This is a genomic window from Duganella aquatilis (assembly GCF_009674565.1).
In the GTDB taxonomy this organism is placed as follows: domain Bacteria; phylum Pseudomonadota; class Gammaproteobacteria; order Burkholderiales; family Burkholderiaceae_D; genus Rugamonas; species Rugamonas aquatilis.
In genome coordinates this window covers 160,865-172,137 of sequence record NZ_WKJL01000006.1, presented here as the reverse complement: position 1 = coordinate 172,137, position 11,273 = coordinate 160,865, and the positions used below count along the sequence as shown (strand labels likewise).

General features: G+C 61.5%; 9 protein-coding genes. 8 read left to right on the top strand and 1 reads right to left on the bottom strand.

Going from position 1 to position 11,273, the window contains the following annotated elements; translation table 11 throughout:
* The first annotated feature begins 48 nt into the window (after positions 1-48).
* From GJ698_RS11470 to GJ698_RS11440, 7 genes are all read left to right on the top strand, one after another.
* On the top strand, positions 49-1,440 hold the full coding sequence (locus GJ698_RS11470) for a protein adenylyltransferase SelO (protein ID WP_229259944.1): 1,392 nt from the start codon (positions 49-51) through the stop codon (positions 1,438-1,440).
* 14 nt (positions 1,441-1,454) lie between these two features.
* Positions 1,455-1,853, top strand: a complete 399-nt coding sequence (msrB, locus tag GJ698_RS11465) for a peptide-methionine (R)-S-oxide reductase MsrB (RefSeq protein ID WP_154357743.1) — start codon at positions 1,455-1,457, stop codon at positions 1,851-1,853.
* Between the two features lie 9 nt (positions 1,854-1,862).
* On the top strand, positions 1,863-2,492 hold the full coding sequence (locus GJ698_RS11460; RefSeq protein WP_154357742.1) for a septation protein A: 630 nt from the start codon (positions 1,863-1,865) through the stop codon (positions 2,490-2,492).
* The gene (locus GJ698_RS11455) at positions 2,489-2,770 is read left to right on the top strand and encodes a BolA family protein (protein WP_154357741.1); all 282 of its coding nucleotides are present in this window, start codon (positions 2,489-2,491) and stop codon (positions 2,768-2,770) included. Before GJ698_RS11460 ends, GJ698_RS11455 begins: the two co-directional genes overlap by 4 nt.
* Positions 2,771-2,893: 123 nt before the next feature.
* Positions 2,894-3,670 (top strand): peptidylprolyl isomerase, encoded by a 777-nt coding sequence (locus GJ698_RS11450; protein ID WP_154357740.1) that lies wholly within the window; start codon positions 2,894-2,896, stop codon positions 3,668-3,670.
* Between the two features lie 92 nt (positions 3,671-3,762).
* Entirely contained in the window at positions 3,763-4,539 is a 777-nt protein-coding gene (locus tag GJ698_RS11445; RefSeq protein ID WP_154357739.1) for a peptidylprolyl isomerase, read from the top strand.
* A 61-nt stretch (positions 4,540-4,600) separates the two neighbouring features.
* Complete coding sequence (locus tag GJ698_RS11440) at positions 4,601-5,296, top strand: DNA alkylation repair protein (RefSeq protein ID WP_154357738.1); 696 nt, start codon at positions 4,601-4,603, stop codon at positions 5,294-5,296.
* Positions 5,297-5,348: 52 nt separating this feature from the next.
* On the opposite strand, the gene purL is transcribed toward GJ698_RS11440, so the two are convergent.
* Positions 5,349-9,404, bottom strand: a complete 4,056-nt coding sequence (gene purL / locus GJ698_RS11435; protein ID WP_154357737.1) for a phosphoribosylformylglycinamidine synthase — start codon at positions 9,402-9,404, stop codon at positions 5,349-5,351.
* A gap of 228 nt (positions 9,405-9,632) precedes the next feature.
* On the opposite strand from purL, the gene GJ698_RS11430 reads away from it, so the two are divergent.
* The gene (locus GJ698_RS11430; protein ID WP_154357736.1) at positions 9,633-11,273 is read left to right on the top strand and encodes a tetratricopeptide repeat-containing response regulator; all 1,641 of its coding nucleotides are present in this window, start codon (positions 9,633-9,635) and stop codon (positions 11,271-11,273) included.

Genomic DNA, 11,273 nt, shown 5'->3' with positions numbered 1-11,273 from the left:
CTGGACAATTCTTTCGCGTCCTTGCCGCCTGCTTTCTATACCCGGTTGATGCCGACACCGCTGCCCTCGCCTTACCTGGTGAGCGTCAGCGCGCCGGCGGCGCAACTGCTCGGCCTGTCGCCTTCCGACCTCGCCGCCAGCCTCGACATCCTGATCGGCAACGCCGTGCCGGACCGCGCGCAGCCGCTGGCAGCCGTGTATTCCGGCCACCAGTTCGGCGTTTGGGCCGGCCAACTGGGCGACGGCCGCGCCATCCTGTTCGGCGACGTGCCGACCGCGCAAGGTCCGCTGGAACTGCAATGGAAAGGCGCCGGCCTGACGCCGTATTCCCGCATGGGCGACGGCCGCGCTGTGCTGCGTTCGTCGATCCGCGAGTTCCTGTGCTCGGAGGCGATGCATGCGCTGGGCGTGCCGACCTCGCGCGCGCTGTCGGTCGCCGGTTCGGATCAGGGCGTGGTGCGCGAGACGGTCGAAACCTCGGCGGTCGTGGTACGCATGGCGCCCAGCTTCGTGCGCTTCGGCTCCTTCGAGCACTGGTACTACCGCCAGAAAAACGATGAGCTGAAGCTGCTGGCCGATTACGTCATCGACCGCTTTTACCCGGCGCTGCGCCAGGCCGAAAATCCCTACCGCGGGCTGCTGGAGGAAGTCACGCGCCGCACCGCGCACATGATCGCGCACTGGCAGGCGGTCGGCTTCATGCACGGCGTGATGAACACCGACAATATGTCCATCCTCGGCCTGACGCTCGATTACGGCCCCTATGGCTTCATGGAAGCGTTCGACGCCAACCACATCTGCAATCACACCGACCAGCAGGGCCGCTATTCCTACGCCAACCAGCCGCAGGTGGGCCACTGGAACTGCTACGCGCTGGCGCAGGCGCTGCTGCCGCTGATCGGCGAAGTCGAGGAAACGCAAGCCGCGCTGGATGTCTACCAGCCGGAATTCGCCGCCAAGCTGGACGAACTGCTGCACGCCAAGCTGGGCCTGCAAGTGCTGGACCAGCACTTCGACACCGACCGCGCGCTGCTGGACGATATGTTCGCCATGCTGTCCGGCGTGGATTTCACGCTGTTCTTCCGCCGCCTGAGCGGCGTGCGCGCGGCCGACGCCAGCGGCGACGAAGCGCTGCGCGACCTGTTCATCGACCGCGCCGCCTTCGACGCCTGGGCCGAACGTTACCGCGCGCGCCTGCGCGCCGAGCAGAGCGACGACGCCGCGCGCGCGCTTGCGATGAATCAAGTCAACCCCAAATACGTGCTGCGAAACTATCTGGCCCAAGTGGCCATTGAAAAGGCGCAAAATAAGGACTTTTCCGAAGTGGAACGCCTGCTGGCAGTGTTGCAGCGCCCCTACGACGAACAGCCCGAGCACGAGCACTACGCCGCCCTGCCCCCTGATTGGGCCAGCCATCTTGAAGTCAGTTGTTCTTCTTAAGCGAGAAATAAGCCATGAGCAATAAAGTTGTCAAATCCGACGCCGAATGGCGCGCCGAACTGGACCCGATGGAATACGAAGTCACGCGCCATGCCGCGACCGAACGTGCTTTTACCGGCAAATTCTGGGATCATCATGAGCACGGCATCTACACCTGCGTCTGCTGCAATACGCCGCTGTTCCGGTCCGACGCCAAGTTTGATTCCGGCTGCGGCTGGCCGAGCTATTTCGAACCGCTCGATCCGGCCAATGTGATCGAAAAGGTCGACCGTAGCCATGGTATGCTGCGCACCGAAATCATTTGCGCCGTTTGCGATGCCCACCTTGGCCACGTGTTCCCGGACGGTCCGCCGCCTACCGGGCTGCGTTATTGCATCAACTCGGCGTCCCTGCGCTTTGACCCACAAGACTAATAAGACACCATGAAATTCCTGTTCGACCTGATCCCGGTACTGCTGTTCTTCGGCTCCTACAAGCTGGCTGGCTGGAACGCCGAAGCGGCGCAGCACTTCATCAACACCCACCTGAGCGGCATGATTTCCGGCGGTTCGGTGACGGCGGAACAGTCGCCCATCGTGATCGCCACGCTGGTCGGCATCCTGGCCACGATGGCGCAGATCGGCTGGATCAAGCTGCGCGGGCGCAAGGTCGACGGGATTTTATGGCTGTCGCTGGGCATGTTCGTCGTGTTCGGCGGTCTCACCATTTACCTGCACGACGAGGATTTCATTAAATGGAAACTGAGCATCGTGTATTGGCTGTTTGCCGCCGCGCTGCTGGTGAGCGACCTGGTGTTTAAAAAAAACCTGATGCGCAAATCGATGGGGGAGATGATCGAATTGCCGGACCAGATCTGGACCCGCCTGAATATCGCCTGGATCGCCTTCTTTGCGTTGATGGGCGTATTGAACTGGTATCTGGCGTTTGTGCTTTTCAAAGGCAATACCGACGCCTGGGTCAGTTTTAAAGCGTTTGGCGCCACCGCCATCATGTTTGTGTTTATCGTCGCGCAAACCATTTACCTGTCGCGTCACATGAAGGACCAGGCATGAATCAGATTCAAGATACCCGCATGGAACGCATGCGCGCGGCCTTCGAGGCCAAACTGGCGCCGGTCGAACTGGTGCTGGACGACGACTCGGCGGCCCACGCCGGCCATGCCGGCGCCGCCTCTGGTGGCGGGCATTACAACGTCAGAATTGTTTCGTTACAATTCGAAGGCCTTAAACTCGTCACAAGACATCGACTCGTGTATGATTCCGTGCACGATATGATGCATAAAGAAATTCATGCATTGGCCATTACCGCATTGGCTCCGTCCGAAGTATGATGTCGTGCTTGGGTCTGGAAGTGGCTGCTGTCGCCTTTTAAAATAATTGAAGACAAAGAACGATAGTTAGTCCAAGTCCATCCAGGCAACTCGCTAAAACTTTTTCCAAAACAGGAATTAATAATGACTTTCAAGCCAGCTAAGTTGCTGATTGCACTTCTCGTTGTCGCCGTACCAGCTTTTGCGCAGAACGTTGCCGTTGTTAATGGTAAAGCTATCCCGACCTCGCGCGTGGAAGCTGTTGTCAAGCAAGTCGTGGCCCAGGGCCAGCAGCCAGATTCGCCGCAACTGCGCGAACTGATCAAGAAAGACCTGATCGGCCGCGAAGTGATGATGCAAGAAGCTGAAAAGCAGGGTTTTGGTAAAAACGCCGATGTGAAGACCGCCATCGAAAACGCCCGCCAGGCCATCATCATCAACGCCATGGTTGCCGATTACCTGAAGAAAAATCCGGTATCGGACGCGGAAATCAAGGCTGAGTACGATCGTTTCGTCGCTCAAGCCGGCGACAAGGAGTACCACGTGCGCCACATCCTGCTGGCCACCGAAGCGGAAGCCAACGACGTGATCGCCAAGATCAAGGGCGGCGCCAAGTTTGAAGACCTGGCCAAGCAGTCGAAAGACACCGGCTCGGCAGCCAATGGCGGCGATCTGGACTGGGCTTCGCCTTCGTCCTTCCCACCAGTATTCTCGCAAGCTTTCGTCGCGCTGGGCAAAGGCCAAGTGACCGAGAAGCCAGTACAGACTCCGAACGGTTTCCACGTGATCAAAGTGGACGACATCCGCGCCGCAAAACTGCCGACTCTGGAAGAAGTGAAGCCGCAAGTGGCTGAAGCGCTGACCCAGAAGAAACTGCAAGCTTACCAAGAAGAACTGGTAAAGAAAGCAAAAGTGCAGTAATGTAATGAAAGGCGGCGCCCTGCGGGGCGCCGTTTTTAATTCTGCGTAGGTATGATGCACCTTCAGAGTGTAATTTTTAAAGGATTTAGATAATGATGTTGAAGCCAGCCCGTCTGATGTTAGCCCTGATCGCTGTCGTTGCAGCACCAGCATTCGCGCAGAACGCTGCGACCGTCAATGGCAAGGCTATTCCTGCCTCCCGCGTTGATCAAATGGTCAAGCAGGTTGTCGCCCAGGGCCAGCAGCCTGATTCGCCGCAGCTGCGCGAGATGGTCAAGAAAGAACTGATCGGCCGCGAGGTGCTGCTGCAGGAAGCCGATAAACAGGGTTATGGCAAGAAGCCTGATGTAACCGCTGCGATCGACAACGCCCGTCAAAGCATTATCATCAATGCGATGCTGGCTGATTATGTGAAGAAAAATCCGGTGTCGGACGCTGAAATCAAGGCGGAATACGACAAATACAAAGCTGCCATGGGCGGCACCGAATATCACTCGCGTCATATTCTGGTCGCCACCGAACAGGAAGCCAAGGATATTATCGCCAAGCTGAAAGCCGGTGGTAAATTCGAAGAGCTGGCCAAGGTATCGAAAGACGGTTCGGCCAATAACGGCGGCGACCTGGGCTGGATGACTCCAGGCAAACTGGTCAAGCCATTCGCTGACGCCATGGTGGCACTGAAAAACGGTGAAATCACCCAGACGCCAGTAAAAACCGAATTCGGCTACCATGTCATCAAGCTGGAAGAATCGCGTCCAGTCAAACTGCCGTCGCTGGAAGAAGTCAAACCGCAGGTGGCTGAAGCCCTGCAACAGCGCAAGATCGTCGCTTACCGCGAAGAGCTGCTGAAAAAAGCAAAAGTCCAGTAAGCTGGATCGCTGAACAAAAAGCGCCTGCATGCAGGCGCTTTTTTTACGTCTGAAGAATCGCATGACAACTGAATTCCTCAACGGCGTCGAAGCCGCCCTCGCCTCCGTCACCGACGCTGCCCGTGCGCCGGCCATGCGCGCCTATATGCGCGGCCAGTTCGATTTCCTGGGTGTCGGCACACCGCAGCGCCGCGCGGCCGCCAAACCGCAGATACGCGCTTTAAAAGGCGCCGACGCCGACCAGCTGCTGGCGCACGCCCGCGCCCTGTGGCGGCTGCCGCAACGCGAATATCACTATGTGGCGCTGGACTTACTGGCGCTGCACTGGAAAGAACTGGCGGTATCGGATATTCCCGCACTGCTGGAACTGGTGCAGGATAAATCGTGGTGGGATAGCGTCGATGCGCTGGCCGGCATTATCGGCGACGTCCTGCGCGGGCAGCACGATTATATGGACGCCGCGCTGCAGGACAAGAATATCTGGGTGCGGCGCATCGCCCTGCTGCACCAACTGGGCTGGCGCGATAAAACCGACGTGCAGCGGTTATTCAGTTATTCCCTGGCGCTGGCGCATGAAAAAGAATTCTTCATTCAAAAAGCCATCGGCTGGGCATTAAGGGATTATGCCCGTCACGCACCGGACGCGGTGCGTTCATTCACCCACAAAGAAAAAGAGCGGCTTGCGCCGCTCAGTTTCCGCGAGGCGAATAAACACATCGGGGTCAGTGCCGACATTCGGACACGAGCACAACCCTAGCATTCGCTAAGGTTGTGCTCGTGTCCGAATGTCGGCACTGACCCCGGTTTAATTAGCCGACGAACTGGCGGGCGTTGCGGAACATGCGCATCCACGGCGATTCCTCGCCCCACGCTTCCGGCGCCCACGAATGCTGGACGGTGCGGAATACGCGCTCGGCGTGCGGCATCATCACCGTGAAGCGGCCGTCCGCCGTGGTCACCGAGGTCAGGCCTTGCGGCGAGCCATTCGGGTTGTACGGATAGGCTTCGGTGGCGACGCCACGGTTGTCGACGAAGCGCATGGCGGCCACGGCTTCGCTGATGCTGCCGGTCTGCGAGAAGTCCGCATAACCTTCGCCGTGGGCGATGGCGATCGGCGTCTGCGTGCCGGCCATGCCTTTGAAGAAGATCGACGGCGAATCCAGCACTTCCACCATGGCGAAGCGGGCTTCGAATTTCTCCGACTTGTTGGTCGTGAACTTCGGCCATGCGTGCGCGCCTGGAATCAGCGGCTTCAGGTTGCTCATCATCTGGCAGCCGTTGCAGACACCCAGGCCGAAGCTGTCGCTGCGGGCGAAGAACTTGGCAAACTGGTCCGACAGCGCGCTGTTGAACAGGATGGTCTTGGCCCAGCCTTCGCCGGCGCCCAGCACGTCGCCGTACGAGAAGCCGCCGACGGCGATGATGCCCTGGAAATCATCCAGCTTGGCGCGGCCCGCGATCAGGTCGCTCATGTGGACGTCGACGGCGGTAAAGCCGGCCTGGTGCATCACATAGGCGGTCTCGATGTGCGAGTTGACGCCCTGCTCGCGCAGGATGGCGACACGCGGACGCACGCCGGTGGCCAGGAACGGCGCGGCCACGTTGTCGCTCAGGTCGAAGGTGACTTTCGGCGTGATGCCTGGGTCTTGTTCGTCCAGCAGACGGTCGTACTCAGCATCGGCGCAGGCCGGATTGTCGCGCAGGCGGGCGATGCGCCAGCTGGTTTCGCTCCACAGGCGGTGCAGTTCGGCACGCGGCTTGTTGTAGATGACCTTGGCGTCGCGGGTGAATTCGATCACGCCACGGTCGTTCGGCTTGCCGATGATGTGGCTGCATGCGCCCAGATTGAAGGAGCGCAGCACGTCCATGACCAGCGACTTCTCGTCGGCGCGCACCTGGATCACGGCGCCCAGCTCTTCCGAGAACAGCGCGCGCAGCGTCTGCTCGTTGCGGCGCTCGGCGATTTGCGTCGCCCAGTTCTTGGCGTCGCCCTGATCGGCGCCGTGGCCCTCTTCCAGCGTCAGGATGTCGAGGTTGATCGACAGGCCGGCGCGGCCGGCGAAAGCCATCTCGGTCAGCGTGCCGTACAGGCCGCCGTCCGAACGGTCGTGGTAGGCCAGCAGCTTGCCATCGGCGTTCAGTTGCTGGATGGCGGCGAAGAAGCCCTTGATGTCTTCCGGATTGTCGACGTCCGGCACGGCGCTGCCCAGCTGGCCCATGACTTGCGCCAGCGACGAGGCGCCCAAGCGGTTCTTGCCGCGGCCCAGGTCGATCAGAATGATGGCGGTATCGCCGGCATCGGTGCGGATCTGCGGCGTCAGCGATTTGCGCACGTCGTACACCGGCGCGAACGACGACACGATCAGCGACACCGGCGACAGCACGGCCTTGGCTTCATCGCCGTCTTTCCAGGTGGTGCGCATCGACAGCGAATCCTTGCCGACCGGGATGGAAATACCCAGCGCCGGGCACAGCTCCATGCCGACCGCCTTGACGGTGTCGTACAGCGCGGCGTCCTGGCCAGGCTGGCCGCAGGCGGCCATCCAGTTGGCCGACAGCTTGATGTCTTCGATCGAGCGGATCGGCGCGGCGGCAATGTTCAGCACCGCTTCCGCCACGGCCATGCGGCCCGAGGCGGCGGCGTCGATCACGGCCAGCGGCGTGCGTTCGCCCATGGCCATCGCTTCGCCCTTGTAGCCTTCGAAGCTCATCGCGGTGACGGCGCAATCGCCGACCGGCACCTGCCATGGGCCGACCATCTGGTCGCGCACCGACATGCCGCCCACGGTACGGTCGCCGATGGTGATCAGGAAGGACTTGTCGCCAACGGTAGGCAGCAGCAGCACGCGCTTGGCGGCTTCTTCCAGGTCCATGCCGGTCAGGTCGATGGCCGGGAAATCGTTTTGCACGTGGTGCACGTCGCGCTGCATTTTTGGCGGTTTGCCCAGCAGGACGTCCATCGGCATGTCGACCGGATCGTTGCCCAGTTCCGGATCGATCAGCTTCAGCTGGCGTTCTTCGGTGGCGGTGCCGACCACGGCGAACAGGCTGCGCTCGCGTTCGCAGATCGACTGGAACAGCGGCAGGTCGGCAGGTGCGATCGCCAGCACGTAACGTTCCTGCGATTCGTTGGACCAGATTTCTTTCGGCGCCATGCCGCTCTCTTCCAGCGGAATCTTGCGCAGGTCGAAGATCGCGCCGCGCTTGGCGTCATTGGTGATTTCCGGGAAGGCGTTCGACAGACCGCCGGCGCCCACGTCGTGGATCGAGATGATCGGGTTTTTCGGACCCAGCTGCCAGCAGGCGTTGATCACTTCCTGGGCGCGGCGTTCCATTTCCGGATTGCCGCGCTGGACCGAGTCGAAGTCCAGGTCGGCGGTGTTGGTGCCGGTCGCCATCGACGACGCGGCCGAGCCGCCCATGCCGATGCGCATGCCGGGACCGCCCAGCTGCACCAGCAGGCTGCCGACCGGGATGTCGTTCTTGTGCGTGTGCTGCGACGAGATGTTGCCGATACCGCCGGCAATCATGATCGGCTTGTGATAGCCGAACACGGTGTCGTGCGCGCCGGCGAACTGCTTGCCGATGTTCTGTTCGTAGGTACGGAAGTAACCGCCCAGCACCGGACGGCCGAATTCATTGCTGAACGCGGCGCCGCCCAGCGGACCGTCGATCATGATTTGCAGCGGCGACGCGATGCGCTCCGGCTTGCCGTAAGGGTTGCCGGTGTCGCGGTAGTCGCCGTCCTTGACCGGCGCCGTGACGACGGCGTCGCTTTCCCACGGACGCACGGCGCCCGGCAGCAGCAGGTTGGACACGGTGAAGCCGGTCAGGCCCGCCTTCGGCTTGGCGCCGCGGCCGGTTGCGCCTTCGTCGCGGATTTCACCGCCGGCGCCGGTCGAGGCGCCTGGGAATGGCGAAATCGCGGTCGGGTGGTTGTGCGTTTCCACTTTCATCAGCGTGTGGGTCAGCTCGGTGATCGGCGCGTACTGCTGGCCTTCGCCTTGCGGGAAGAAACGCATCACTTCCGCGCCTTCCATGATCGACGAGTTGTCGCTGTAGGCAACCACGGTGCCTTTCGGCTGCAGCTGGTGGGTGTTCTTGATCATGCCGAACAGCGACTTCGGCTGGGCGACGCCGTCGATGGTCCAGTCGGCGTTGAAGATCTTGTGACGGCAGTGCTCCGAGTTCGCCTGCGCGAACATCATCAGTTCGACGTCGGTGGGATTGCGGCCGGCCTTGGTGAAAGCGGCGTCCAGATACTCTACTTCATCGTCCGACATGGCCAGGCCGAGGTCGGTATTCGCCTTGTCCAGCGCAGCCTTGCCGCTGCCGATCACGTCCACCGATTCCAGCGGACGCGCCTGCAGTTCGCTGAACAGGCCGGCTGCGTCGTCCGGCGAGCGCAGCACCGATTCCGTCATGCGGTCGTGCAGCAAGGCGGCCACCACCTGCAATTCCTCATCGCTGAGCTTTTTGGTCGCGCCCAGCGCGGTGCCCAGGATGCCGGTCTTCAGGTTGATCCGGTACGCCACGCCGCGCTCGACGCGCTTGATGTGCACCATGCCGCAGTTGTGGACGATGTCGGTGGCCTTCGAGGCCCACGGCGAAATCGTGCCGAAGCGCGGGATCACGAAGAACTCTTCGGCGTGGCCTTCGGTGTTGTCGGCGTGGGCCGGCTCGCCGTAGGTCAGCAGGCCCTGCAGGCGGCTGGTGTCGTCGGCCGACAGCGGCGCGCCGGCGTCGATGAAGTGGACATAGCGCGCCTGGACGGCGGCAACGGACGGCAGCACCGCTTGCAATTGGTTCAACAGGCGTTGGCTACGGAATGCGGACAGGGCATTGGAGCCCGGCAGAATCAGCATGGTTGGAAGATAGTTGATGCAGCTGGGCTGCGGTTTAAAGGGAGATGGGGCACTAGATACTGGTCTTGCGAGATTTTCCTTTGCGCGCATTATACCCGCTATCAGCGTTGCCATATAGTGCCACTCGCGGACAAAAGCTGCCACAGAAGCAACATTTGACGCCAAAAAACAGGTATTTTCACTTGCCTTGGGGTATGCTGATCGAAACTTATCCTGGATGTAGAAACAATGGCTGAATATAGCGACTTGTCGGTGCTGATCGTTGACCCCAATCCGGGGATGCGCGGCAACCTGCACAATATGCTGAGCCAGTCGTCGATCACCAAGATCGATTACGCGGTAAGTTCGGGCACGGCGATCCGCCAGCTGACCAAGAAACCGTTCGATATCATCTTGTGCGAGTACGACCTGGGCAACGGCAGCGGCGAAGCGAACGGCCAGGACGGCCAGCAGCTGCTGGAAGACCTGCGCCTGCACAAACTGATCTCGCCGTGGACCATCTTCATCATGCTGACCTCGGAGGGCGAGTACGGCAAGGTGATCGGCGCCGCCGAGCTGACGCCGACCGATTACGTGCTCAAGCCGTTCACCGTGGACGCCCTGCTCCAGCGCATCCGCCGCGCGGTAGACCGGCGTACCGTGTTTTTGCCGATTTATCAACTGGTTGAATACGGCGACGTGCGCAAGGCGATTGCCGACGCCAAGGTCGCCGAAGAAAAAAATCCGCGCTACGCCGTCGATTTCGCCCGTTTGCGCGCGGAACTGCTGTTCTCGCTCGACGAACTGGGCGAGGCGGAAATGGTCTACCAGTGGATACTGATGACCCGTCCGGTGGCCTGGGCGCATCTGGGGCTGGCGCGCTGCCGCTTCGGCCTGCAGAAATACATCGAGGCGCAGGAAACCCTGTCGCAGCTGCTGGAACAGAATCCGCGCTACATGGCCGCCTACGACCTGCTGGCGCGCACCCACGAGGCGCTGGGCCAGCAGGAAGCGGCCAAGCGCATCCTGGAAGATGCGGTGGCGATCTCGCCGCACATGGTGCGCCGGCTGCGGCACCTGGGCGAAGTGGCGTTCGAGACCGGCGACGTCGGCGTTGCCGAAAAAGCCTTCAAGCAGGTGGTGGCCAAGGCCAAGTATTCGGAATTCCGCGATCCCGAGGACCACGTCAAGCTGGTCAAGACGCTGGTGAAAAAAGGCGATGCCAACCAGGTCAGCGGCGTCATCCGCGACATGGAGCGCTCGCTGCGCGCCGGGCCGAACGTGGACGTGTGCAAGGCGATCGCCGCCGGCCTGCTGCAGGAAATGAGCGGCAACATGACGGCGGCGGCCACCGAGCTGACCAACGCCGTGAATGCGGTGGCGGGCAGCCGCGGCCTGTCGACCAGCCTGAAGATCGGGCTGGTGCACAGCTGCCTCGGCGTCAAGCTGGACCAGCAGGCGTCGGACCTGATGCTGAACCTGATGAACGATACCGAAAGCGGCGTCTCCATGGACGACGCGGTGCAGGTGTTTGAAAAAGCCGGCCGCCACGACCTGGCGCAAGGCATGGGCGAACAGATCAAGATTCAGGTGGACGAGCTGATCGCGCACGCCAGCGAGCAGCGCCTGCATGGCGACCTGCGCGCGGCGGTGGATACCCTCAACGCCGGGCTGCGCAAGGCGCCGGGCAATATGTCGCTGCTGCCGGCGGCCACTTCGGCCATCCTCAAGCAGCTGGACGACCTGGGCTGGGAAGCGCCACTGGCCGAGCAGTGCATGTTCCTGATCGAGCGCATGCGCCGCCTGGACCCGGCGCATCCGTCACTGGAAGCGCTGACGGCGCAATATCACCACACCCAGCGCAAGTACGGTATTTCGGCCGTGGCCTGA

Excerpts from the sequence above, each read along its gene's own strand:
- GJ698_RS11450 (WP_154357740.1), top strand. The coding sequence starts at position 2,894 with ATGACTTTCAAGCCAGCTAAGTTGCTGATTGCACTTCTCGTTGTCGCC.
- GJ698_RS11445 (WP_154357739.1), top strand. The coding sequence starts at position 3,763 with ATGATGTTGAAGCCAGCCCGTCTGATGTTAGCCCTGATCGCTGTCGTT.
- GJ698_RS11430 (WP_154357736.1), top strand. The coding sequence starts at position 9,633 with ATGGCTGAATATAGCGACTTGTCGGTGCTGATCGTTGACCCCAATCCG.
- purL (WP_154357737.1), bottom strand. The coding sequence starts at position 9,404 with ATGCTGATTCTGCCGGGCTCCAATGCCCTGTCCGCATTCCGTAGCCAA.
- GJ698_RS11440 (WP_154357738.1), top strand. The coding sequence starts at position 4,601 with ATGACAACTGAATTCCTCAACGGCGTCGAAGCCGCCCTCGCCTCCGTC.
- msrB (WP_154357743.1), top strand. The coding sequence starts at position 1,455 with ATGAGCAATAAAGTTGTCAAATCCGACGCCGAATGGCGCGCCGAACTG.
- GJ698_RS11460 (WP_154357742.1), top strand. The coding sequence starts at position 1,863 with ATGAAATTCCTGTTCGACCTGATCCCGGTACTGCTGTTCTTCGGCTCC.
- GJ698_RS11470 (WP_229259944.1), top strand. The coding sequence starts at position 49 with ATGCCGACACCGCTGCCCTCGCCTTACCTGGTGAGCGTCAGCGCGCCG.
- GJ698_RS11455 (WP_154357741.1), top strand. The coding sequence starts at position 2,489 with ATGAATCAGATTCAAGATACCCGCATGGAACGCATGCGCGCGGCCTTC.